Source organism: Snodgrassella sp. (assembly GCF_024103505.1).
GTDB classification, from domain to species: Bacteria; Pseudomonadota; Gammaproteobacteria; order Burkholderiales; family Neisseriaceae; genus Snodgrassella; species Snodgrassella communis.
Window position 1 is genome coordinate 12,914 of sequence record NZ_JAGGIJ010000001.1, and the last position, 24,556, is coordinate 37,469.

Genomic DNA, 24,556 nt, shown 5'->3' on the forward strand with positions numbered 1-24,556 from the left:
TAAAATCAAATTTATAACTTTCGGTCTATCATTCAGGCTGATAAAGACTAATCTAATACTGATGAACATACTATGAGCCAATATGTGTACTCAATGCTGCGCGTAAGTAAAACCGTGCCGCCACAAAAACAAATTATTAAAGATATTTCGCTATCCTTTTTCCCGGGTGCAAAAATTGGTTTGCTGGGACTTAATGGTGCTGGTAAATCGACTGTGCTGAAAATTATGGCCGGAGTGGATACCGAATTTGAAGGAGAAGCTATTGCTATGAGTGGCATCAAAATCGGTTACTTACCACAGGAACCGCAATTAGATGCTGATAAAACTGTACGGGAGGAAGTGGAATCTGGACTGGGCGATGTAGCCGGTGCCCAGCAGAAGCTAGAAGAGATTTATGCGGCCTATGCCGAACCAGACGCTGATTTTGATGCATTGGCCGAAGAACAGGCACGTCTGGAAGCCATTATCACCGCTGGCGCCGGAGATAATATAAAACATCAATTAGAAATTGCCGCTGATGCTTTACGTCTACCTGAATGGGATGCGCGAATTGGTAATTTGTCTGGTGGTGAAAAACGCCGTGTAGCTTTGTGCAAATTGTTATTAAGCAAACCAGATATGCTGTTGCTGGATGAGCCTACCAATCATCTGGATGCCGAATCTGTAGAATGGCTGGAGCAATTTCTAGTTCGTTTTCCCGGTACTGTGGTTGCTGTAACACATGACCGCTACTTTCTGGATAATGCCGCTGAATGGATTCTGGAATTAGACCGAGGTCATGGTATTCCGTGGAAAGGTAATTATAGTTCTTGGCTAGAGCAAAAAGAAGCAAGACTGGCACATGAGGCAAAAGCCGAAGCTGCGCGTATTAAAGCTATGAAACAAGAACTCGAGTGGGTACGCCAGAGCGCGCGCGGACGTCAGGCCAAATCAAAAGCTCGCTTAGCTCGTTTTGAGGAAATGAGTAATTATGAGTATCAGAAGCGTAACGAAACACAGGAAATTTTCATACCAGTGGCTGAGCGTCTGGGTAATGAGGTAATCGAATTTGAGCATGTTAGCAAGAGTTTTGGTGACAAATTACTGATTGATGATTTAAGTTTCAAAATTCCGCCGGGAGCCATCGTCGGTATTATTGGTCCTAATGGTGCAGGTAAGTCGACATTATTTAAGTTGATTACTGGGCAGGAACAGCCAGATCAGGGGCAGGTGAAAATTGGGCAGACTGTTAAATTGTCAGTAGTAGATCAAAGCCGTCACGGGTTGCATGAAGATAAAAATGTGTTTGATGAGATTGCTGAGGGGCGTGATATTTTACAGGTAGGACAGTTTGAAATACCGGCACGCGCCTATCTGGGAAGATTCAATTTCAAAGGCAGTGACCAGAGCAAAATTGTCGGTAAACTATCCGGTGGCGAACGTGGACGGTTACATTTGGCTAAAACGCTGATTTCTGGTGGCAATGTTTTATTACTGGATGAACCTTCCAATGATCTGGACGTGGAAACTTTACGCGCACTGGAAGATGCATTACTGGAATTTGCAGGTAGTGTTCTGGTTGTATCACACGATAGGTGGTTCCTTGATCGAATAGCTACGCATATTCTGGCTGCCGAAGGTGAATCAAAATGGATATTTTTTGATGGTAATTATCAGGAATACGAAGCAGATAAAAAGCGCCGCTTAGGGGAGGAAGGAGCAAAGCCTAAACGTATTCGCTATAAACCAGTAACTCGCTGATCAGCTAAAGCTGGGCAGACTGAGATCAAATAATTAGAATTGTCCGGCTTATCTCTATAAGTTGATATCAATCATAAATTAGTATTTTAAACATTGTCATGCAGCAATGGGCGCTAAACCACAAAAGTACTTGAAAAATGTTGGTTCAGCACCATTTCTACATTCAATTTTATTGCATATTTTCAGGAAAGATTGAGGCATTACATGGCTGAAGTTTATGATTCTCCTTCGGTACAGCCAACCACAATGGCGATGTTGCCCCTGCGTGACGTTGTCGTTTACCCGCATATGGTATTGCCCTTGTTTGTAGGGCGGGAAAAATCTATAGCGGCTCTGAATGCAGCAATGGAGCATGATGAACCGGTATTCTTACTGGCACAGAAAAATGCTGATACTGATGAACCGCATGCAGAAGATATGTATGCTATGGGCACAGTGGCCAATATTCTGCAAGTACTCAAACTACCTGATGGTACCGTTAAAGTGCTGGTAGAGGGTCTGTATCGTGCTCAAGTACAGTATATTGATGAAAGTGGTGCGTACGCTGAGGCTCATATCGAAAAATGTGAAGACGCCAATGAGGACACACATGATGACGAGGCATTGCGTCGCACATTACTGTCTCAGTTTGAGCAGCTGGTAAAATTAAACAAAAAAATTCCGACAGAAGTAGTAACCACTATTCACGGAATTAATGAATTAAGCCGGCTGGCTGACACCATCGCTGCTCATTTGCAGCTTAAGCTGGATCAGCGCCAACAGATTCTGGCTATGGTAAATGTTACCACTCGTCTGGAACATTTACTGCATCTGCTTGAATCCGAGCTGGATATTCTTCAGGTAGAAAAACGTATTCGCGGCCGGGTAAAACGGCAGATGGAGAAATCTCAGCGTGAATACTATCTGAATGAGCAGGTAAAAGCGATTCAGAAAGAGCTTGGTGAAGAAGATGATGATCTGGCTAATCTTGAAGCACAGATTCGTCAGGCCGGTATGAGCAAGGAAGCAGAAGAAAAATGTCTGTCTGAGTTCAAAAAATTACGCATGATGCCCCCGATGTCTGCGGAATCTACTGTTGTGCGTAACTATATTGATACTTTGCTTGAATTACCATGGAAAAAGAAATCTAAAGTTAGCAAGGATATTGCCAAAGCAGATCTGATTTTGAATGCTGATCATTATGGCTTGGAAAAGGTAAAAGAACGCATTCTTGAATATCTTGCTGTACAAAAGCGCATGAATCAGCTAAAAGGGCCAATTTTGTGTCTGGTTGGGCCACCTGGTGTGGGTAAGACTTCATTGGGTGAATCCATTGCTAAAGCCACCGGCCGTAAATATGTGCGCATGGCTCTGGGTGGCGTACATGATGAAAGTGAAATCCGAGGCCATCGCCGTACCTATATTGGTTCTATGCCCGGTAAAATTCTGCAAAACATGACTAAGGCTGGTGTAAAAAACCCACTGTTCTTGCTGGATGAGATTGATAAGTTAGGTAACGATTTTCGAGGTGATCCGGCCAGCGCTTTACTTGAAGTGCTCGATCCTGAACAGAACCATTCGTTTTCTGATCACTATGCAGAAGTAGAATTTGATTTATCGGATGTCATGTTTATAGCTACGTCCAATAGTCTAAATATTCCTACGCCGTTGCTTGATCGTATGGAGATTATTCGTCTTTCCGGTTATACCGAAGACGAGAAAATCAACATTGCCATGAAATACTTGGTTGCGAAGCAAGTCAAGCAGAACGGCGTACGTGATGGTGAAATCTGCATCGAAGAATCTGCTGTGCGCGATATTATTCGTTACTACACCCGCGAAGCCGGCGTACGCTCACTAGATCGTGAGATTGCCAAGATTTGCCGCAAAGTAGTTATGAAGCAGTCGGTTGCAGAAGAGAAAGTCGGTGCAGGTGGTAAGGGTAAAAAAGCTAAAGCCAAGCCGGAAGAAATCATTATCAATGCTGAAAATTTGCATGAATATCTTGGTGTGCGTCGCTTTGATTATGGTGTGGCAGAAAATGAGAACCGTGTCGGACAGGTAACCGGTCTAGCTTGGACTGAAGTGGGCGGTGAGCTTTTAACAATTGAAGCCAGCAAATTCCGTGGTAAAGGTAATATCCTGCGTACCGGTAAGCTGGGTGATGTTATGCAAGAATCCGTCAGTGCTGCATGGAGTGTGGTGCGTTCTCGGGCTGAAAGTTTGGGTATTGAACCTGATTTTTATGAGAAAAACGACATTCATGTTCATGTTCCCGAAGGTGCCACTCCTAAGGATGGACCTAGTGCTGGTAGTGCAATTACTCTGGCTCTGGTTTCGGCTTTTACCGGTATTCCTGTACGTGCAGATGTAGCCATGACTGGAGAAATTACCCTGAGAGGTGAGGTTTTACCGATTGGCGGATTGAAAGAAAAACTGCTGGCGGCATTGCGTGGTGGGATCAAACATGTGTTGATTCCAAAAGATAATGTTAAAGATCTGGAAGAAATTCCTGCTAATATTTGTGAAGAACTTACCATTCATCCGGTACAATGGATTGATGAAGTGCTTAATCTGGGACTGGCATATCCACCCAGCCCTTGGCAAAGCGTTTCTGAAGAAGGTGTATTAGCTAAATCTGCGACTAAGTCAACTACAAAAACCGTAAAACATTGATATGCAGCCATTCACCAACACTAATTGGTGAATGGCTTTATTTTTGGTTCGATTTAACTCACTGCAAGCCTATCGACGCTTGACACAGAGAATTTGGGCTTGTTATAAAGTAAGCGTAATGTATTGTTCAGGTTTCACCACCCATGTGGCACCTGAAAATCATATGAACATAACAACAGAAAGGGACTTTATTGTGAATAAGTCTGAATTGATTGAAGCTATTGCTCAAGAAGCCGATTTATCTAAAGCTTCTGCAGCTAAAGCTCTAGATGGTATGATTAGCGCTGTTACCAATGCACTGAAAGGTGGCGATACGGTAACTTTGGTGGGTTTTGGTACATTTTATGTAGGTGAGCGTGCTGCCCGTGCTGGACGCAATCCTAAAACAGGTGAACCATTAGAAATCAAAGCAGCCAAAACACCTAAGTTCCGTGCTGGTAAAGCACTGAAAGATGCTCTTTGATTTAAAATTGCGTAATACAGCAAGGCGGGATATCCCGCCTTTTCTGTTGTTGTCGTATTTATGCATTAGCGCTTCAAACGGCATTGGTTTAGCTTAACAAAAAACGTTACAATAGAATATTATCTGCTTTAGAAAAGTTAACTGAATCCCATGTTCCACATTGTAGAAAAATATAGAACTCCAGCCCAGATCATTCTGGGTGTGATTTGTCTTAGTTTTGTGTTTGCAGGTGGCTATTCGCTGGCTGTACCCGGTACTGATTACATCAGTAAAGTTGGTGATATTAAAATCAAAGTTAGTGATGTTAATGATTTCCAGCGGCGATTACAGAATGCTTCTGGTAACCCAGTGAGCAAACAGCTGGTTTATGACACACTGGTTGATCAGGCTTATATTCAGCAGGGTGCTCAAGATATGAGCATTAATGTATCACTCGAACAGATAAAGCAAATTATTGCTTCTGAACCTAGTTTTCAGGAAAACGGAAAATTTGTCGAAACCAAATATCGCGCATTCCTGCAACAGGCTGGCATGTCTGAAGAAGCTTTAATCGACGATATACGTAAGCAGTATGCCATGCAGACAATGCTCAATCTGATGAAAGCTGGTAATCTGGTAAGTGATGTACAAGCAAAGCAGATGGTTAATCTGCTTCAGTCTGCACGCCAATTACAAACTGTAACCTTTCCCGCAGCAAACTTTGTCAATCAGGTGGCAATTGATGACAACAAACTTAAGGCTCATTACGAAGCCAATAAAAAACAATATTATCAGCCACAAGCAGTAAAATATGAATTTGTACAATTGTCAGCCGCAGAATTGGGTGCTAAGGAAAATGTCAGTGCGGAGGAGCTAAAGGAAGCGTATGACAAAATTCCGGCATCAGCTTCTGCGCCAAAACCATCTCTGGAAGATGTAAAAGCACAATTAACACAGGAGATACAGGCTCGCAAGGGTACAGCACTGGTAGCTAAAATGAAAGAAAGTATCGCTGATCTGGCTTTTAATAATCCTACAACACTGCAACCCATTAAAGATAAGCTTGGCTTGGAAATTCATAAAGTTGATCAGGGGTGGGTAACACGTGAGATGGCTAGTGCCAGCGGTATGCCGAAAGCCTTGGAAGATGTTTTGTTTGGCAATGATGTACTGGTTAAACGCTACAATTCCGAACCAGTAGATATGGGTAACGGAACTTACTGGGTAGTGCGCGCTCTTGATGTGCGCAAAGAACATCAGGCATCCTTTGCCGAAGTCAAGGCTCAGGTGAAACAGGATTATGTGGCATTGGAAACCAAAAATCTTGCCATAGCAGCGGCCAAACAGGCTATAGATGCTATAAATAAAGGTAACAGCCCCACTTTGTCATGGTCTCCCAGTACTGATTTGACTCCACAGCAGGCAGTAGCTGTTATGTCCAAGGACGATTTCCAATCTTGGATTAAAGCTAAACCGGCAAACGGCAAATCTGCATATATCCTGCTTAGTGACCAGCAAAACCCGGTTCTGGTGAAAATTAATTCAATCAAGCCGCCACAAGATTTGGTTAATGTTCTGCCACAGGCCAAACAAGTAATCAGTCGAAATCTGGCACAAAATCTGGTTACCCTAAATCTAGAATGGATGAAGAGTCGTTATAAGCTTAAGCAGGGTGTACAGAAACTGGAAACCGGAGACGAGCAATAATTTTTATCATTGACCTTATAAATTCGTTTATAAGGTCAATATTATTTAATAGCCTGTATGAATTAGTAGCACGTGCTGTTTGATTTATTTTTTGTGGATGAAGGATTGTTGCGTTGTATACCAGTTATCATGCCGTTACAGGTGAAGTTCTGTTTAATCGTAAAAGTCTGACCAAGGCTGAATTCGGACTACAGTATCAGCAGTTGGCACTGCAACAATATGCCTTTGCCCAAGAAGATGTACAATCCCGTACCCAACGTTTACTGGCCTTTGCCCAGCGTCTGGAGCAGGCCAAAGCGGAGCTGGCCTATCAGATTTGTATTGAAGTAGGGCGCTGTTTGCGCGAGTGCGAAGCCGAAATCAGCAAATCAATTGCGTTAATTCGCTACTACGCCCATCTGACACCTGAACTACTGGCACACAAAACCATTGCTACACAGGCAAGTCTGAGTCAGGTACGCTTTGAACCATTGGGAACAATACTGGCCGTTATGCCGTGGAATTATCCGGTATGGCAGATTCTGCGTTTTGCTATTCCGGCTTTATGTGCGGGCAATGCCTGTCTAGTAAAACCAGCACCTTCTGTAGGCCAAATCAGCCAGATGCTGTTTGACTTGGTGGGTGAAGACTTACCTTTACAATTGGCCTGGCTGAATAATAATGATATTGAGTATGCTATTTCAAAAACGCAGGCATTGGCTTTTACAGGCTCAACTGAGACAGGACGGTATTTGGCAGCACTTGCCGGCCGACATCTGCGTAAATGCGTAATGGAGCTGGGAGGAAGCAATGCATTCATTGTATTGAATGATGCAGATGTGGAACAGGCAGCTTCAGAAGCGTGTTATTCGCGTTTTCGTGATGCTGGTCAATCCTGTAATGCAGCCAAACGGCTTATAGTCCATAATGAAATTGCAGACGATTTTATTACTGCGTTGCAACAGCATTGCCAAAAATTGCGGATGGGCGAACCATGGTTGCCAACTACTACTTTAGCACCCTTGCACCGTCAGGATTTACGCACCGCTGTTCACACGCAAGTACAGGATGCAGTAGCTCATGGTGCACAGTGTCTGCTGGGCGGTGAAATTCCAAAAGATATGTCAGGCTGGTTTTATCCAGCTACTATTCTGGATAAAGTAAATTCAGATTGTCGTGTATATCATGAAGAAGTATTCGGGCCGGTTGCTATTATTCTACGGGCGCAAGACAATGCTCATGCATTGAATCTGGCTAATGATAATCCTTTTGGCTTGGGGGCTAGTATTTACACGCAGAATACCCATACAGCATGGCAGTTTGCGGAACAGTTAAATGTGGGTAGTGTGTTTATCAACCGTCATACCAGTAGTGATTTACGTTTACCATTTGGAGGCGTAAAAGATTCTGGATTTGGACGTGAGCTGTCAGAATTCGGGATATATGAATTTGTTAATGTTAAAACTTACTGGCAAAAATAAGCAGCTAAAACAGATAGTGACGTCCTGTTTGAAAAAAAATGTAATAAAGATAGAAATAATTTTCATTGCATAAAATAATGACTCTGCTTAGTAAATAGGGATAAAATTCATGTATGTAGCCAGACGTACTTACTGGTTCGTACTCGCAGTAATACTCATTCTGATAGCTATCGTGTGGCTGATCAAATCAGATCCTCAAAAGAGTGTGTATTCCAGTGCAGATGGTCAGACTGTTCAAAAACAGTCTGAAGTAAATCATGTGCAACATCCTCACGATAATAATAATCATACAGACAAGCAGGATTTTCATGTACCGACCAAACCCAGTGACAGCTATGCCTTGCCTATAGATGAATTGCAACAATTTATTCCGGCAATGAAAGAAGGTAAGTTGCAGCTAAAGTATCCGGATGGCGGTAATAAAATTCAGGGTGACTATAAAAACGGCAAGCCGGTAGGGAAATGGCATACTTGGTACCCTAATGGTCAGATGGCTATTGAAATGAATTGGAAAAAGGGGATGCCAAGTGGCCGGACTTTGAGTTGGTATGAAAACGGGCAAAAACGTGGTGAGCTGTTTTTTGTTAATGGTAAAGCAGAGGGACGCTGGCAGCGCTGGTATCCAAATGGCCAGATGAAACAGGATATGTACGTCCATCTGGGCGAGGTTCAAACCATGACAACATGGGATGATAAAGGGCATCTGCTTGCCGATGTGGCTATACACAATAATAAGGTAAGTGGTGTAGTACTGAGTTGGTACGATTCGGGCGCCAAAAAAAGTGAATCGATATTTGAAAAAAATGAACTGATACGGAAAACCCAATGGGACGAGGACGGCTTGATTGTTGATTTAGGTGATAATTAAAAATATTCACTAGTTTGCTATTTAAAATAAATATTTTTATGTAATGCACAGCGTGGATTAAAAGATGCTAGACAAAATGGGCACTTATATTGTTGATATTGTTCATAAGTCAGAAAGTTTTTGCACTTTCCACACATAACCGGCTTGCTGTTTTCAGTGTTCATGGGAACAAAACGATGGCCACACATTTGGTCATGACATTTAAAACAAGCATAATATTGCTTACACTGATTACATTGAAGTGCGGCAATATCATTTTCATTGTGATAATGTGTACAACGGCCACATACATCGGTTTCAATTCCTAAAATCATGTTTTTACATATGAATGCTGTTAATTTAAATTTATTGTAATAGAATTGCCAGCTTTATAAAATACCGGCTTCATTACTTCAACTATTAATTATTGTAGTCAGAATTTTGTATTTGAAGGAAATGATATAAAAAACCGAATCTTTGGAACAGATTCGGCTTTATATAATTAAATAAACAAACTCAGATTACATGCGTTCAATTAAGGCTTTACCGAAAGCTGAGCAAGAAACTTCTTTTGCGCCATCCATCATACGGGCAAAATCATAAGTAACGATTTTATCAGCAATGGCTTTTTCAATAGCTGCATTCACCAACTCGGCAGCTTCTTTCCAACCTAAATGACGCAGCATCATTTCGGCAGAAAGAATGATTGAACCCGGATTGACTTTATCCTGACCGGCATATTTGGGTGCTGTGCCATGAGTGGCTTCAAAAACGGCATATTCGTCAGAAATATTAGCACCCGGCGCAATACCAATACCGCCTACTTGAGCAGCCAGCGCATCAGAAATGTAATCACCATTCAGATTCAGGGTGGCGATTACATCGTATTCTGCTGGACGTAATAAAATCTGTTGTAGGAAAGCATCGGCAATACAATCTTTAATTACAATGTTTTTACCTGTTTTCGGATTTTTGAATTCGCACCATGGACCTTCACCAATTAAAGTCGCACCAAATTCATTTTTAGCTACTTCATACGACCAGTCGCGGAAGCCGCCTTCGGTGAATTTCATGATGTTACCTTTATGAACAAAGGTAACACTGTCACGGTCATTATCAATAGCATAACGTATGGCTGCACGAGTCAGGCGCTGTGAGCCTTCTTTAGACACAGGTTTGATCCCAATGCTGGAAGTTTGCGGGAAACGGATTTTGGTAACACCCATTTCACCCTGCAGGAAATTAATTACCTTTTTAGCATCTTCTGTTTCAGACAGCCATTCAATACCTGCATAGATATCTTCGGTATTTTCACGGAAAATAACCATATTCACTTTACTTGGGTCTTTCAGTGGCGAAGGCACACCGGTAAAGTATTGTACAGGACGAACACACTGATATAAATCAAGTTGCTGGCGAATAGCAACGTTCAGTGAGCGGATTCCGCCTCCAACGGGTGTAGTCATCGGCCCTTTGATGGCTACTTTGTACTCTTTGATGGCTTCCAGTGTTTCTTCCGGTAACCACACGTTTTCACCATAAATTTTAGTGGCTTTTTCGCCAGCGTAGACTTCCATCCAGACTATTTTTCTCGTACCGTTATAAGCTTTGGCTACTGCAGCATCAATAACGTCTTTCATCACTGGCGTAATATCTACACCGATACCATCACCTTCAATAAAGGGAATGATAGGATCATTCGGGATGGCTTGGCCGGAAACGATTTTATGACCTTCTGTTGGCACTTTAATGTGACTCATGGTAACTCCTGTGATGTTACTTTTTCTGATGGGTGACTACACACTCCCGCTTGTAGCCAGTCAGGTTAATTATCCTTTATTTTGTTGACTTAAGCCAGAAAAATGTAGTGCGATGTAGTCTGAACTTTGCTTTAGGCAGAATAGCGCAATTACAGCTGCCATTTTGCTCTGGATTTACTTGCCTGTACTTTCCGCTGTCCATAAATCTGATTGATATTCATGCTGATAGAAGTGGCTGATACCCAGACCTATGAGCCGGAAAAGAGCACTGTCGTTAGGCATGCGTTTAAGTAGATCCTGTCCGGCAGCAATCAGAGCGGCAGCATCAGGTAAAGGAGATGAATAGGTTTGGGAGCGCGTATAAATCTGAAAATGTGTATTTTTTAATTTTAATGTAACACAACTGCCTTGAAGCCGTTTTTGTTGCATGCTTTGAAACAACGTCTGTGCTAATTCAGGCAGATGATGGGCTATTTCTGTTAGATTTTCGTTATCATTCAGTGTAATTTCAGTTGAGATTTGCTGACGGTCACGTTCAGCTGTCACCTCACGGTCATCGCGTCCTCGAGCTAAATCAAATAGCCGGTACCCCCAGCGACCAAAATGATGCACTAAAACAGATAAACTTACCTGACTTAAATCACTCACTGTAGTCCAGCCTAATGAATGCATTTTCTGCTCGGTAACCTTACCAACACCGGGAATTTTTCCTAATGGCAGATTATGTAGAAAAGCCTTAACTTGTGAAGGCGCAATAACAAACTGTCCGTTTGGTTTGCGCCAGTCGGAAGCGATTTTAGCCAAAAACTTGTTGGGTGCAATTCCCGCCGAAGCTGTCAAACCCGTTTCAGCCTGTATGGCAGCGCGTATTTCACGCGCAATATCTCGTGCATAGGGTAATGTGCCCTGATAGCTGGTTACGTCCAGATAAGCTTCATCTAGTGAAACAGGTTCAATCTGATAAGTGTAGCGGCTAAATATACTGTGTATATGTTGTGATACAGCGCGATATTTACTAAAATTTGGTGGAATATAGATTGCCTGAGGACATAAACGTTTGGCTGTGTTTACAGCCATAGCTGAATGTAAACCATACTTGCGTGCAGTATACGAAGCAGCACAGATAACCGATCTGGGCCCATCCCACGCAACCACAACCGGTTTGTTTTGTAGTTCTGGATGGTCGCGCAATTCTACTGAAGCATAAAAAGCATCCATATCAATATGAATTATTTTTCTTTCAGACATATTACCCTGTGCGATATAGTATGATTATTTTCAATTTATCCTGTTCTGTATTGGTTGGAGCCGATAAATATACATTTAATTAATATTTTTAATGATTTGCAATTCATTAAATAAAATAGAATCCAATAACTTTTGTATTGTACTATTTTCGCTGGTATATGAACCAATGTAGAGAATGTAAGCTATCTTACCGTACTGCCATTTTCAAATTTTGCTTTATTAATGTCTGGATTTACCTGCTTCAACGTTATGGCAATTTTACTATCTTTTTGAGAAATATTCCCATTCACTTTATACCATTCTGATTCTAAGTTTATTGCATTAATTTATAGTTTAAGCTATTTTTTGATAATTTAAATCTAGCTCTGCAGCTAGTACATTTATGTCCAGTAGGTGTAGAGAAAATGTGTAATGTGCACAATTAAGGCATAATTTAATATATATGTACATGTTTGTTAGCACAGTACAACTATATTAACGAGATTAAAAACAGGCATCAGCAATAAACATTATAGCTGATGCCCGCTTTGAAATTATGGATTAATGTACTGCGTAGCCACTCAGATACTTAATGCGTTCGTTAGTCATCTGAGTATCACATTCCAGTCGCAGGAATTCTGCATGAGCCGGTGTATCTGCTTTAGCAGCTTTTTCCTGACATTGACTGTTCTTACGGGCTATCCATTTCTGCTCTTCCTGCTGTAATGTTTTGCGTACAGTATCATCAAGATTACGCCAGTGTGTATTAATAACACTGTTGGCATTGCGGTTATTATCCCGTGCTAGTTGCAATTGATTAGCCGTAATCTCAGTTGGTTTACTGTTGTTTTCTGAAATTTTATCTGCATTATTATTGCTATCAGTCTGGTTGTCGTTGCCTATAGCAGGTATATGTCCGTTAAGAATCGCACTGGCCATTTGCGCAGTTGCGCTTGGCTGATCTATTGGCGATACCTTTGCATTAGGATTGGTGATCAGGGTAATAGCGTCGGCACGATTGTAGGTATGGCCGGCAATGACCACTGTATCTTTAATACCAAATGGCAGCAAAGCATTCCCCAGAACTGTAGCGAATGTCTGAATACCTGCCTGATCAAAATTGCTGGCAGCGGTGGCTGCTGATGCTGCATTAGTATTGCTGGCCACCGGAGCATATTTAACAGCTTTGGTAAAAACACCATCACGTTGTGTAACTTCGTTTCCCTGTAGCTGCTGATTAAGTTGAGCAATAAAATCTGATTTACCAAATAACAATGGTGCATTGGCTTGGGTTTGCTGCCAGATATTGGTCGGAATAGTAATCTTTAATTCACTGCTGCAAATAGGATTACCATTAGCGTCTTTGTCTAATTTACCTTCTGACAAAGCAATACTCAGTTCGTGACTGGCACCAATAACTTTTTCGGCATCAACAAACTGTCGACTGTCATTTTGGGCAAACTGACGGGCATTGTTATCAATACCGGTTTGAAGAGTTTGTTGAATCTGGTTGTGCAACTGTTCACTGTTACAGCTTAATTGCGGTGATGAGGCTGATTCATCCCGGGAGCAGGCTGCCAGAGAGAGAACGCTGATGATGCTGTACACAAGTATGCTTTTTTTCATGATTGTTTCCTAAGCATTGTTAATGAATATAGACAACATGATTACATATAACCCATCCTTATTATGCGGCGCATGTAATTTTTAATCATTTGATTTTACTAAAAAATACAAAAAAAGCCTGTAATATGTTCAAGTTTAGGATACAACATGCGGAAATTAACGCAAACTATCAAGTATGGCATATATTGGGCTTAGAATGGCTTCACCCAAGCGTAGTGAACGCTGTCCGTTCCAGCCAAAATCATCATCAGGCCATTGATGGTTATCCTTAAATGGCATCTCCAATGTATAGGCTAAGCACTTGAAGGTTTCACCGATATAAGATGTGGCAAGACTTAGATTTGCTTCGCCCGGTGCATCTTTTTCATAACCATATTTATCCTGAAAATCTGGACTGGCCACCAGAAAGGCATGTTTAAATTGTTTCTGTAATGTATACAGCCGTTCATCAAATGAGGGGATACCCTCATTACCGGAAAGAAATACATAAGGAATGGTTTCATCACCATGAATATCCAGAAATAAATCAACACCGGTTTCCTGCATTTTTTGCCGGACTACAAAAACTTCTGGACTGCGTTCCATGCTGGGATTTAACCATTCACGATTTAAATTAGCACCAACTGCATTAGTACGAAGATTACCCAATGCTGAACCATCTGGATTCATGTTAGGAACAATATAAAAAGTAGCCCGATCAAGTAGCGCACGAGCTGTCGGATCCTGATGATCAAGCAGACGGTTAAGTACGCCCTCAACAAACCATTCGGCCATGGTTTCGCCTGGATGCTGGCGAGCAATAATCCATATTTTCAAATCACTGGCAACCTGATTGCCGATAGTTAATAGATTAATGTCACGCCCTTGTATTGTGCTACCTAAGTCTTCTATTTGACACAGTCCGCTACTTTGTGAGTCACCAAGCAAATTAAGATGCTGTTCATAAGAATAGGGTTCAAAATAAGCGTAATAGACACTGTTTGCCAATGGGGTGTGATTAATGCAAAGTATTCCGTTTTCGTAGGTGGTAGGAACGCGAAACCAGTTGATCCGGTCATAAGAACACATTGCTTCGTAGTCTTCCCAACCTGCAGGATAGGCAGATTCGGCAGCATTGATAAAGTGTAGCTGAAGATTCTGGTAGGCCGCACCCTGTACACGGAAATAAAACCATTGGCGGATGTTGGCTGCGTTGTCTTTGGGTAATTTCAGGCGAATGTTGCTAGGCGTATGAGCATCTACAATTTCTATATTACCACCATCAAACTGAGTACTAATTTTAAGCATGAAATCACTTTCATATGGGCCACTGATTTAAATTTAGATATATTGTATTCTTTTTGTGGGTGATTTTCGATATTGTGTATCTAACTTGCTGCTTGAAAGTATTGTTATTGTCAGTAAATTTGTATTTAAATAGTTGATTAGTCTTGTGCAGAGGAAAGTATTGGTTCTGGTTTTCCCAAAAATTTAGGTTGTTTATCTTTGATATATAAATCACTTACAGCTTTAACACGTGCTAAAATCTCACGGACTATTACTTTTGCATAGTTTTTGCCACCTGGAGCTGCTACTGCATAGCATTGTGCATCTAGCTGATGCTTTCTGGCGATAAGTATGGCACGATCACAATGGAAGCTTTGCGTAATTATGGTAAAACTGTTTACCTGAAAAATTTTTTCTGCACGAAGTACAGAGTCTAAAGTTCTTAGTCCGCCATAGTCCAATGTTATAGATGAAGCAGGAATGCCCGCTTGAATTAAGTCTTGGCGCATGGTTTCTGGTTCATTGTAATTTTTACGAGAATGATCTCCGCTCAGAAGCAAATGTTTAATTTTTCCTTGCTGATAAAGTTTAACGGCACCCTCAATACGGTATTGATAAAACGGATTTAGTTGACCATTGCGTAAATACTTTGCCGTACCTAATACAAGACCTACATTACGCGGTGTGAGCTGGCTGCTGTCTGTGAAGGTATAGGGCATAGCCTGTCTGCTTATTAATTGATAAAGCAGTATCAAAAAAATTAGGATGGCTATTGTGCTAAAAAGGATATATTTAGTGATTCTTTTTAATAAAGTTATAGTCATTTGATTAGAGCTTTATACTGTTTAAGATGTATATAAATATATTCTTTCAGAATAATTGATAAAGGCTAAATCTGTCAATAATATGACATATTTTGTTAACACTACTGATTTATAGTAGTGATGAGAATTGAATATGGCAATATTAGTGAATTTAAAAAAATTGTCGATTATAAATTTTTCGGCGAACTTGGGCTCATTCCGTTAAAATGAGCAGTTATTTTTGGTTTTCTGGTATCTGATATTGAAGATGCTGGGAGGCTATTGACTGAATTAATTAATTATTGGCTTGCATGAATAATATACGTAATTTCTCTATTATCGCCCATATTGATCATGGGAAGTCTACACTGGCTGATCGTTTCATTCAGTATTGCGGCGGTCTTGAAAACCGGGAGATGAGTGCTCAGGTACTTGACTCCATGGATATCGAAAAAGAACGTGGCATTACTATCAAGGCACAAACAGCAGCCTTGCAATATAAGGCACGTGATGGTCAGGTTTATCAGCTTAATCTGATTGATACTCCGGGACATGTGGATTTTTCTTATGAAGTATCGCGTTCGCTGTCTGCCTGTGAAGGTGCATTGCTTGTGGTTGATGCCTCACAGGGTGTAGAAGCACAAACTGTTGCCAATTGCTACACCGCAATTGATCTGGGTGTAGAAGTACTGCCGGTATTGAACAAAATTGACTTGCCGGCAGCAGAGCCAGAACGGGTAATCGAAGAGATAGAAGACATTATTGGCATTGAAGCTATGGACGCTGTGCGCTGTTCGGCTAAAAGTGGTATCGGTATAGAAGATGTGCTGGAAGAAATTGTCAAAAAGGTCCCTGCACCTACAGGCACGGCTGATGCACCATTAAAAGCATTAATTATTGACTCATGGTTTGATAATTATGTTGGCGTAGTGATGTTGATACGTATGGTAGATGGAACCGTGCGCCTCAAGGATAAAGTTCGCTTCATGGCCACAGGCGCCGAGACACAGGTCGAACAGCTGGGTGTATTTACGCCAAAATCTGTTCAGAAACCAGAGCTTAAAGCAGGTGATGTAGGCTTTCTGATTACTGGTGTTAAAGAGTTGGGCTCAGCAAAGGTGGGGGATACAATCACTTTGGCTCGCGAGCCGGCCAGTGAACCTTTACCCGGATTCAAAGAGGTTCAGCCACAAGTGTTTGCCGGTCTCTATCCGGTAGAAAGTCACGATTATGATGCGTTACGCGAAGCATTGGAGAAATTACAGCTCAACGATGCAGCGCTGAAATTTGAGCCGGAGGTTTCTCAGGCGCTGGGCTTTGGTTTTCGCTGTGGCTTTCTCGGCCTATTGCATCTTGAAATTGTGCAGGAAAGGCTGGAACGAGAATTTGACATGGATTTGATTACCACTGCACCGACAGTGGTATATGAAGTGTTGCTGAAAAGTGGCGAACGTATTGAAATTGAGAATCCATCCAAATTGCCGGACATCGGTACTCTTGATGCGATTTATGAACCCATTATCACTGCAACTATATTGCTGCCACAGGAATATGTTGGTGCAGTAATGACGTTATGTAACCAGAAACGTGGGGTACAGAAGAATATGCAGTATATGGGGCGGCAGGTAATGCTTACCTATGATATGCCTATGAATGAAGTGGTAATGGATTTCTTTGATCGATTAAAATCAACTTCACGTGGTTACGCTTCATTAGATTATGAATTTCTTGAATTTAGAGCCGCAGACTTGGTGAAACTGGATATTTTGGTCAATAGTGAAAAGGTTGATGCGCTCAGTCTGATTGTGCATCGCAGTAATTCAGTTCATCGTGGCCGGGAACTGGTAGCCAAAATGCGTGAACTGATTCCACGCCAGATGTTTGATATTGCTGTACAGGCGGCAATAGGCGGTAAGATTATTGCCCGCGAAAATGTTAAGGCGCTGCGCAAGAATGTGCTGGCTAAATGTTATGGCGGTGACATCACCCGCAAGAAAAAATTATTGGAAAAACAAAAAGCCGGTAAAAAACGCATGAAACAAGTAGGCAACGTGGAAATTCCGCAAACTGCCTTTCTGGCGATTTTGCAGGTTGGAGATTAATATATGTCGAATACGATGATTATAGGCGCAGCGGTACTACTGGTACTGGGTATTCTGCTATTTTTCAAGAGTGCAAAAGTGCGCGGGGAAAATGGCGAGTGGAGTGGTGCATTGCAATGGGGCTATCTGCTGATGCTGGTTGGTGCTTTTGGCCTGTTGTCAACGCTGATGAGCTTTACCGCGGTATTACTGCTATTCGTGCTGCTTACCGGTATAGCTTGGTTTGTACACCGGAAACAGAAGAAAAAGCATTCTGGTCAGATGGATGATAATCACTTCACTGATTACATGAGTGGTTTTTTTCCCATCATTCTGGTGGTATTTATACTACGTACATTTGTGGCCGAACCTTTTCAGATTCCGTCTAGCTCAATGCGCCCGGGCCTGATTCCCGGTGATTTTATTCTGGTGAATAAATTTGTCTATGGCATTCGTCTGCCCATTCTGAATAATGTGCTTATTCCCGTAAGCAAGGTTGAGCGCGGGGATGTGATGGTGTTTAATTATCCTGAAAAAACAAAGATCAATTATATTAAACGCGTGATTGGTTTACCGGGGGATGTTGTTACTTATAAGGATAAAACACTTTCAATCAATGGTAAGACAGTTAACGATATTGACGAGCAAAAACTTTACAGCTATCCCGAGCAGGTACCTAATTTTGGCACTATAACCATTCAGGCTCAGCAACAGACTGAACAGCTTGATAATAAATCGGTTCAGGTGTTGAAGATGCCACAACAGCCTTCAGTTATTTCTGAGGGTGTACGGTCTTTTCCCGATCGTGAGTTATGTACTTATTATCCTGATGGCAATGGATTCAGTTGTACAGTTCCGGCTGGAAAATACTTTATGATGGGTGATAATCGTGATAACAGTGAAGATAGTCGCTACTGGGGCTTTGTAGATGACAAACTGGTTGTAGGCAAAGCGTTTCTGATATGGCTGAATATGGGCGATATGAAACGAATCGGTACCAAAATTCACTAATGCTGATTTCAAGCGCAAGATTCTGTCTTGCGCTTTGTCTATGCAGCAATAATGTATTGATTCTGATCTGTCAGACTGATTGCAAAATCTTTCCTGAAAAACAATTAATTTATTATTAAAGAAGGTTAAATGAAAAAAACTGATGTACGGCATGAAAATGCTTTGGGCTATGTGCAGAAGATGCTTGGCTATCACTTTAAGCAATCAAAACTATTGCAACAGGCATTAACCCATCGCAGTTACAGCGCGTTACACAATGAGCGGTTTGAATTTATTGGCGATTCAATTTTAAATTATTCTGTAGCCAAGATGTTGTTTGAGGCATTTCCACGCCTGACAGAGGGCGAATTGTCTAGAATGCGTGCAAATCTGGTGAATCAGGATACATTGTCACAAATCGCTGCTGAATTAAAAGTGGGTGATGCTTTGTTGCTGGGTACCGGAGAATTGAAAAGCGGCGGCTTTAGACGTCCATCCACGCTGGCAGATGCAATGGAAGCATTGTTTGCTGCGGTGAGTTTTGATGCTGATTTCAATACGGCCGAAGCTGTGGTGCGCCGCTTGTATGCAGAACGAATCCGGCATATCAATCCGCTAAATAGTGGTAAAGATGCAAAAACGCTTTTACAGGAAGCTTTACAGGCAAGGCATATGCCATTGCCTAAGTATAGAATCGTAGATCAGATTGGTGATGTGCATAATCAGCAGTTTGTAGTGCAATGTGATTTGGGGGAAACGGGTTTTCAAACTGAAGCGGCCGGACATAGTCGCCGTGAAGCAGAACAGCAAACAGCGAAGACTGCTCTGGTTTGGCTAGAAAAGAATTTCCCGTCGGCAAAGAATCGGAAAAAATAATTTTTTAACAATTATTGATATAAAAATGAGAATTATATGTATCTTTATGTTGTTACTGAGTAATATTATCTGGGCTAAAACAGTACACTCTTTTGATGCTGTTTATCCGAATATTAAACATTCTGCAGGTCGGGAATTTTTTGCAGAGGAAATGGGAGGCGTAAAGCCAGTTGATTATTTTGGCCGTCATTATTTTTCAAAACCAAATGAATTTATAAAAATTCTAGCTTTGGTTGATGCAAAACAGGCAAGTGAGGGAAATTGGCATTTTGCTGGTATAAAGGCATGGCCAAGTCAGCCTGATACCTATATTTTTATAGCTTGTTCTAGCATTCAAAAAGATGATAACGATTATTGTCATTATCTAGAAAAAGGTAAAACAATCATCGCTGTGCTGCATTTAGATCGGGTAAAGGGCTTTTCACTGCTGGCTAAACCGTGGATTGAAAATAGTGATAATCTGCAAAGCAGTGCCTTTTTACTAGATAATGATTTAGGTGAAGAGGTTATTGGCAATCCACGACGTTATGATTTTGCTCCTTATCGATTAAGCTCTAATGTATTAGCTTTTGGTATACGTCATAACACATTTACAAGCTATGCTGGTGGTGGAGCAAATGATGAATCGGTAACATTATTTGCCGTAATTAATGGTGAATTACTACCTATTTTCAATGCACCAACCTATCATTTGGCTAATTATGCAGGAGACTGGCATGAAGATGGTACACGTGACCATGAACTGCATGAAAATAAATATATTATTAAAATTCCGCCAACGTCTCATTCAGGAATGAAAGATATTCTTTGGTCGGAAAAAGGGAATGCAAAAAAGGTATCTATGATATATCATTGGGATAAGCTAAAGAAAAGGTATATTCCTGTCAAAAATCAATTGTTCAAAAAATGAAAATTGAGCTGTCGATTAGCAAGTGTCAAGTATTCCTGTATGGGCAAATATCATCCAATTAATCGGAAAATCAGTATTCCCTGTATAAGCACTCAGATTACTTAAATATTTATATTGATAAGGAAAAAAATGATTAACAGGCAAAAGACAATTTCCAAAACGCTGACTGAGCTACCTGATAATGTTACTCTGGTTGCAGAAAAATTGGATTATCTGGACTGCCAGAAGAAAGAAATTTGTAAAAATATTACAGCATATGAAGCTTATAAAATGATGACATCTAATCAGCCTGAATGGCTAAGGATGTTATTTAATCTTAGGGATATTCTAGTCAAACCGGCAGGTGTGCGGGCTATACAAGGGTTTACTAATCTGGATGAGGACAACTATAAATCCGGCCAGACAAATACAGCTCATTTTTTTACCATAACTGAAGACACTGCGGATAAGCTTACTTTGATTGTGAAAGATTCGCATTTGGACGTTTGCGTATGCGTGCGGATTACTGAGAATACTTCTAATCCTGGTAAAAACATGCTTTATCTGGTTGCATCAGTAAGAAATCATAATTTCTGGGGGCGTTTGTATATGTTGCCCGTTTCAATACTTCATCCGTTTATTGTCCATAAACTGTTTGAAAATATTCATTAATCAATTGTGGTAATTTTATTTTGTCAGTTTGATGTATTCTGAGCGTTATTTGTAATATATCGGTAATTGCTAATATGCTGAAGTTTCAATAATATGGTAATCAAACTGGGTAAAAAAAATTGCATCACCAGCGCAATGTATTCATGAACCCGATAGTTTATATTTTTGCTTTGCAACTTAGTAGCCTATAATCTGATTTTGCAACGTTGCATTGGTAAATTTATTGTCTTTTAAAATTCCATATTTGGGAAAATGCCAGTTTATTATTCGCTACGCTGTGGTTATTTTATATCTTTTGGAAAGAGTGTATGTCTGAAGTGCCTAGTCATAATTATCCATTCCCGTCAGACAATTTTAGCTGTGGCTTTGTTGCCATTGTCGGCCGCCCGAATGTGGGTAAATCGACATTAATGAATCACCTTATTGGCCAGAAAATCAGTATTACCAGTAAAAAGGCTCAGACTACCCGCCATAGAGTTAATGGTATTTATACTGATAATGAAGCACAATTGATCTTTGTTGATACGCCAGGATTTCAGACTTATCACCGTAATGCACTGAATGACCGTTTGAATCAGAATGTTACTGAAGCAGTAGCTGGTGTGGATGTGATTGTTTTTGTGGTTGAGGCTTTACGGTTTTCTGATGCAGATCGCGAAGTTTTGCAACAATTACCACAGCGCGTTCCCGTGGTGCTGGTGATTAATAAAGTGGATAAGGATAAGGCAAAAGACCAGACTATCATGCAGGCTTTCATTGATGAAGTACAGCAAGCTTTTACTTTTGCTAAAGTAGCATTGGTTAGTGCCAAGCATGGTTTGGGTGTGGCTCAACTGATACACATACTTAAGCCCATGTTGCCACAGGGAATCCCGCTTTATCCTGAAGATATGGTAACGGATAAATCGGCACGATTTCTGGCCATGGAGATTGTGCGTGAAAAGCTGTTTCGCTATCTGGGTGAAGAGCTGCCTTATGCTATGAACGTTGAAGTGGAGCAGTTTGCCGAAGAGGATGGGCTATACCAGATTTATATTGCTGTTCTGGTAGATAAAGATAGCCAGAAAGGTATTCTGATTGGCAAAGGTGGGGAAAAATTAAAAAAGATTTCCACTGAAGCACGCTTAGATATGGAAAAGCTGTTTGAAACCAAAGTATTTTTAAAGGTTTGGGCAAAAGTGAAATCTGGCTGGGCTGACGATATTCGCTTTTTACGTGAATTGGGTATGTAGGATTCAACTGAATATAAGTACTTGTCTGCTCAGATGCTGTGGTACGGACAAGAATACTGTTCACTTTGTGGGCGCAGGTATTTTGTTTACATGAAAATATGCTGATGCCTTTGATAGGCATTGGTTGGTAAATGTAATCAGATATTGCTATGTATCAACTAGAAATAATAATAGGTTATGCTTTTAAATATTCTGGACTTTGTGCATACCAGTATTCAGCAAGTAGTGCAGGTTGGTGATACGGTGGTAGATGCTACAGCGGGTAACGGGCACGATACTCTTTTTCTGGCTACCTGTGTTGGTGAACAAGGTAAGGTAATGGCCTTTGATATCCAGAAAGCTGCATTGCAGGCAACCCATAAAAGACTGAAAAATGCTGGTATGAGTGAACGGATTGAGCTGATTGAGGCCGGACATGAGTATCTGGATAATTATATTGAAGGTGAGGTCAGTGCTATCATGTTTAATCTGGGATATTTACCGGGAGCAGATAAAAACTGTACAACTACAGCCAGTACAACATTAAAAGCCATGCAGGCGGGCTTAGCTCATTTGGCGATCAATGGGGTATTGGCTGCGGTTTTATATCCGGGGCATGAACAGGGTAGAATTGAGGCTCAAGCAGTACAAGAATGGGCTGCTGGCTTACCACAACAGCAGATAGCAGTATTAAAATATGCTTTTATTAATCGGGTACATAATGCACCATATGCTTTGTTGTTACAGAAGCAGGCATAAGACCACGAATTAAAGTAACAGGAATCTAGAGATGAAACGCAAGGAATTGATACAGCTGGCTACAACTGTATTACAGCGGCTCGACGCCATCTTACCTCCATTAGCTCAGGAACCAGACTGGACGGCGGTTGCTTATCGCTGGCATAAGCTGGGTAATAAAGGTATTCTGGAAAGCCTGCCTCATCCACATACTTTTGCCCTGAACTGTCTGGCAGCAGTAGATGAGCAACGACGTCAACTGGTACGTAATACTGAACAATTTCTGGCAGGCCGGCCAGCAAACAATGTTTTAATGACTGGTGCACGTGGTACGGGTAAGTCATCACTGGTTAAAGCATTATTGCATCAGTATGCTGCTCAGGGCTTGCGTCTGGTGGAAGTGGATAAAGGTGATTTACTCACTTTACCGGCACTGTTGACTATGCTGGCGCAACGAGCAGAAAAATTTATTTTGTTCTGTGATGATTTGTCGTTTGAAGACGGTGACGATGCTTACAAGGCTCTGAAAACCACACTTGATGGTGGCTTGTCGCAACGTTGTGAAAATGTGCTGGTTTATGCTACTTCTAATCGTCGGCATCTGATGCCTGAATATATGGCTGACAATACGGCCCAGACAGGTAGTGGTGGCGAAGTCCACCCACAAGAGGCAGTAGAAGAAAAGGTATCATTGTCTGATCGCTTTGGTTTGTGGCTGAGCTTTTACCCATTTGATCAGGATGCTTATTTGCTGGCAGTAGAAAATTGGCTGGAACAAGCTGGTTTACATCTGGATGACACCACTAAACGTGCAGCACTTAACTGGAGCCAGAGTCGAGGCAGCCGCTCGGGCAGGGTGGCGTGGCAATTTGTCTGTGACTGGGTTGGACGGGAACCACAAGAAAGAAAAGTTTGATTTTTTTGAGAGAAGATTTTTTTATTGACTTTTCAACTTAAAAACTATCTTAATTAATTATGAAGTAGTTTGAATAAATTCTTTGGTAATAATTGATTTTTCTTATATATTATTAATGAATTTTTTTGAACAGAATTTAAATAATTATTTATTGTTTTCCTTTGGGCTGTATATAAAGTGCTGTCTTTTTTACTCCTTGAAAATAAACATTATCACAATCTGATTCTATTTCATTGATGGTGTTGAATCGTGTTGTGTTGTTTTTTGATTTCAATGCTGTAAATGAGTTTACTGATCGGTTTTAATTTATTAATGAGGTGATTATTTCCACTCTGTATTTTAGATAAGTTTATGTTTATGTTGATTTTGTCAATGTAAATTTTCTTTGATTTTTACTTTTGCATGATGCGATATGGCTTTTTGCCAAAATAATATTCAATTATACTATAGAGGGGAATTAGTGCTCACTTACTCGTTATGGTAATAAAATAATCTGTTAGAAAAATCCCAATTTCAGATAGCAAATAATCTGATTAATTACTGCGCTTAATATTGATTTTTATTGTTAACAATATTAAGAAAGTACGATATAGATTTTCATCGTTTAATGGTTGTCTTTTCGTTTTAAAATTATTGATTTATATCAGTAA

Annotated in this window: 20 protein-coding genes; 14 read left to right on the forward strand and 6 right to left on the reverse strand. The window is 40.9% G+C overall.

Going from position 1 to position 24,556, the window contains the following annotated elements; genetic code table 11:
• Window positions 1–72 precede the first annotated feature (72 nt).
• The 6 genes from ettA (at window position 73) to J6578_RS00110 (ending at window position 8,872) form a co-directional block, all read left to right on the forward strand.
• Window positions 73–1,740 carry an energy-dependent translational throttle protein EttA gene (ettA, locus tag J6578_RS00085; RefSeq protein WP_093090324.1) on the forward strand — a complete coding sequence of 556 codons (1,668 nt, stop codon included), beginning with the start codon at window positions 73–75 and terminating at the stop codon, window positions 1,738–1,740.
• A 246-nt stretch (window positions 1,741–1,986) separates the two neighbouring features.
• Window positions 1,987–4,395, forward strand: coding sequence for an endopeptidase La (lon, locus tag J6578_RS00090; RefSeq protein ID WP_287953851.1), 2,409 nt, complete (start codon window positions 1,987–1,989; stop codon window positions 4,393–4,395).
• Window positions 4,396–4,588: 193 nt separating this feature from the next.
• Window positions 4,589–4,858 (forward strand): HU family DNA-binding protein, encoded by a 270-nt coding sequence (locus J6578_RS00095; RefSeq protein ID WP_037405990.1) that lies wholly within the window; start codon window positions 4,589–4,591, stop codon window positions 4,856–4,858.
• 150 nt (window positions 4,859–5,008) lie between these two features.
• The gene (locus tag J6578_RS00100; RefSeq protein WP_287953561.1) at window positions 5,009–6,544 is read left to right on the forward strand and encodes a peptidylprolyl isomerase; all 1,536 of its coding nucleotides are present in this window, start codon (window positions 5,009–5,011) and stop codon (window positions 6,542–6,544) included.
• A 113-nt stretch (window positions 6,545–6,657) separates the two neighbouring features.
• Window positions 6,658–8,004: an aldehyde dehydrogenase family protein gene (locus J6578_RS00105; RefSeq protein ID WP_287953562.1), complete on the forward strand. Its 1,347-nt coding sequence runs from the start codon at window positions 6,658–6,660 to the stop codon at window positions 8,002–8,004.
• 109 nt (window positions 8,005–8,113) lie between these two features.
• On the forward strand, window positions 8,114–8,872 hold the full coding sequence (locus tag J6578_RS00110; RefSeq protein WP_239364695.1) for a toxin-antitoxin system YwqK family antitoxin: 759 nt from the start codon (window positions 8,114–8,116) through the stop codon (window positions 8,870–8,872).
• Window positions 8,873–8,889: 17 nt separating this feature from the next.
• Here the strand turns inward: J6578_RS00110 and J6578_RS10265 are convergent, their stop codons facing one another.
• From J6578_RS10265 to J6578_RS00135, 6 genes are all read right to left on the reverse strand, one after another.
• Window positions 8,890–9,186: a CHY zinc finger protein gene (locus J6578_RS10265; RefSeq protein WP_093090334.1), complete on the reverse strand. Its 297-nt coding sequence runs from the start codon at window positions 9,184–9,186 to the stop codon at window positions 8,890–8,892.
• Window positions 9,187–9,372: 186 nt separating this feature from the next.
• Window positions 9,373–10,611 carry an NADP-dependent isocitrate dehydrogenase gene (icd, locus tag J6578_RS00115; RefSeq protein ID WP_093090336.1) on the reverse strand — a complete coding sequence of 413 codons (1,239 nt, stop codon included), beginning with the start codon at window positions 10,609–10,611 and terminating at the stop codon, window positions 9,373–9,375.
• A 174-nt stretch (window positions 10,612–10,785) separates the two neighbouring features.
• Complete coding sequence (dinB, locus tag J6578_RS00120) at window positions 10,786–11,859, reverse strand: DNA polymerase IV (protein ID WP_239364706.1); 1,074 nt, start codon at window positions 11,857–11,859, stop codon at window positions 10,786–10,788.
• Window positions 11,860–12,399: 540 nt separating this feature from the next.
• Window positions 12,400–13,464, reverse strand: a complete 1,065-nt coding sequence (locus J6578_RS00125) for a lysozyme inhibitor LprI family protein (RefSeq protein WP_287953564.1) — start codon at window positions 13,462–13,464, stop codon at window positions 12,400–12,402.
• Window positions 13,465–13,620: 156 nt separating this feature from the next.
• Window positions 13,621–14,751 (reverse strand): M14 family metallopeptidase, encoded by a 1,131-nt coding sequence (locus J6578_RS00130; protein WP_239364711.1) that lies wholly within the window; start codon window positions 14,749–14,751, stop codon window positions 13,621–13,623.
• A 137-nt stretch (window positions 14,752–14,888) separates the two neighbouring features.
• Window positions 14,889–15,449, reverse strand: coding sequence for a SanA/YdcF family protein (locus J6578_RS00135; RefSeq protein ID WP_239427740.1), 561 nt, complete (start codon window positions 15,447–15,449; stop codon window positions 14,889–14,891).
• Between the two features lie 395 nt (window positions 15,450–15,844).
• Between J6578_RS00135 and lepA the strand changes: the two genes are divergently transcribed.
• The 8 genes from lepA (at window position 15,845) to J6578_RS00175 (ending at window position 23,906) form a co-directional block, all read left to right on the forward strand.
• Entirely contained in the window at window positions 15,845–17,635 is a 1,791-nt protein-coding gene (gene lepA / locus J6578_RS00140) for a translation elongation factor 4 (RefSeq protein WP_093090345.1), read from the forward strand.
• Window positions 17,636–17,638: 3 nt separating this feature from the next.
• Entirely contained in the window at window positions 17,639–18,625 is a 987-nt protein-coding gene (lepB, locus tag J6578_RS00145; RefSeq protein ID WP_239364717.1) for a signal peptidase I, read from the forward strand.
• A gap of 129 nt (window positions 18,626–18,754) precedes the next feature.
• Window positions 18,755–19,480, forward strand: coding sequence for a ribonuclease III (gene rnc / locus J6578_RS00150; protein WP_093090349.1), 726 nt, complete (start codon window positions 18,755–18,757; stop codon window positions 19,478–19,480).
• 46 nt (window positions 19,481–19,526) lie between these two features.
• Window positions 19,527–20,390 carry a hypothetical protein gene (locus J6578_RS00155; protein ID WP_239364720.1) on the forward strand — a complete coding sequence of 288 codons (864 nt, stop codon included), beginning with the start codon at window positions 19,527–19,529 and terminating at the stop codon, window positions 20,388–20,390.
• A gap of 129 nt (window positions 20,391–20,519) precedes the next feature.
• Window positions 20,520–21,041, forward strand: coding sequence for a DUF2867 domain-containing protein (locus J6578_RS00160; protein ID WP_287953568.1), 522 nt, complete (start codon window positions 20,520–20,522; stop codon window positions 21,039–21,041).
• A gap of 308 nt (window positions 21,042–21,349) precedes the next feature.
• Complete coding sequence (era, locus tag J6578_RS00165) at window positions 21,350–22,273, forward strand: GTPase Era (RefSeq protein ID WP_287953570.1); 924 nt, start codon at window positions 21,350–21,352, stop codon at window positions 22,271–22,273.
• Window positions 22,274–22,450: 177 nt separating this feature from the next.
• On the forward strand, window positions 22,451–23,011 hold the full coding sequence (gene mnmM, locus J6578_RS00170) for a tRNA 5-(aminomethyl)-2-thiouridylate-methyltransferase MnmM (protein WP_287953571.1): 561 nt from the start codon (window positions 22,451–22,453) through the stop codon (window positions 23,009–23,011).
• A 31-nt stretch (window positions 23,012–23,042) separates the two neighbouring features.
• Window positions 23,043–23,906, forward strand: a complete 864-nt coding sequence (locus J6578_RS00175; RefSeq protein WP_287953573.1) for an ATP-binding protein — start codon at window positions 23,043–23,045, stop codon at window positions 23,904–23,906.
• The last annotated feature ends 650 nt before the right edge of the window (window positions 23,907–24,556 follow it).

Excerpts from the sequence above, each read along its gene's own strand:
- J6578_RS10265 (WP_093090334.1), bottom strand. The coding sequence starts at position 9,186 with ATGATTTTAGGAATTGAAACCGATGTATGTGGCCGTTGTACACATTAT.
- lepB (WP_239364717.1), top strand. The coding sequence starts at position 17,639 with ATGTCGAATACGATGATTATAGGCGCAGCGGTACTACTGGTACTGGGT.
- J6578_RS00130 (WP_239364711.1), bottom strand. The coding sequence starts at position 14,751 with ATGCTTAAAATTAGTACTCAGTTTGATGGTGGTAATATAGAAATTGTA.
- dinB (WP_239364706.1), bottom strand. The coding sequence starts at position 11,859 with ATGTCTGAAAGAAAAATAATTCATATTGATATGGATGCTTTTTATGCT.
- J6578_RS00100 (WP_287953561.1), top strand. The coding sequence starts at position 5,009 with ATGTTCCACATTGTAGAAAAATATAGAACTCCAGCCCAGATCATTCTG.
- icd (WP_093090336.1), bottom strand. The coding sequence starts at position 10,611 with ATGAGTCACATTAAAGTGCCAACAGAAGGTCATAAAATCGTTTCCGGC.
- era (WP_287953570.1), top strand. The coding sequence starts at position 21,350 with ATGTCTGAAGTGCCTAGTCATAATTATCCATTCCCGTCAGACAATTTT.
- J6578_RS00135 (WP_239427740.1), bottom strand. The coding sequence starts at position 15,449 with ATGCCCTATACCTTCACAGACAGCAGCCAGCTCACACCGCGTAATGTA.
- lepA (WP_093090345.1), top strand. The coding sequence starts at position 15,845 with ATGAATAATATACGTAATTTCTCTATTATCGCCCATATTGATCATGGG.
- J6578_RS00110 (WP_239364695.1), top strand. The coding sequence starts at position 8,114 with ATGTATGTAGCCAGACGTACTTACTGGTTCGTACTCGCAGTAATACTC.
- J6578_RS00125 (WP_287953564.1), bottom strand. The coding sequence starts at position 13,464 with ATGAAAAAAAGCATACTTGTGTACAGCATCATCAGCGTTCTCTCTCTG.
- lon (WP_287953851.1), top strand. The coding sequence starts at position 1,987 with ATGGCGATGTTGCCCCTGCGTGACGTTGTCGTTTACCCGCATATGGTA.
- mnmM (WP_287953571.1), top strand. The coding sequence starts at position 22,451 with ATGCTTTTAAATATTCTGGACTTTGTGCATACCAGTATTCAGCAAGTA.
- J6578_RS00160 (WP_287953568.1), top strand. The coding sequence starts at position 20,520 with ATGATTAACAGGCAAAAGACAATTTCCAAAACGCTGACTGAGCTACCT.
- J6578_RS00175 (WP_287953573.1), top strand. The coding sequence starts at position 23,043 with ATGAAACGCAAGGAATTGATACAGCTGGCTACAACTGTATTACAGCGG.
- rnc (WP_093090349.1), top strand. The coding sequence starts at position 18,755 with ATGAAAAAAACTGATGTACGGCATGAAAATGCTTTGGGCTATGTGCAG.
- ettA (WP_093090324.1), top strand. The coding sequence starts at position 73 with ATGAGCCAATATGTGTACTCAATGCTGCGCGTAAGTAAAACCGTGCCG.
- J6578_RS00155 (WP_239364720.1), top strand. The coding sequence starts at position 19,527 with ATGTTGTTACTGAGTAATATTATCTGGGCTAAAACAGTACACTCTTTT.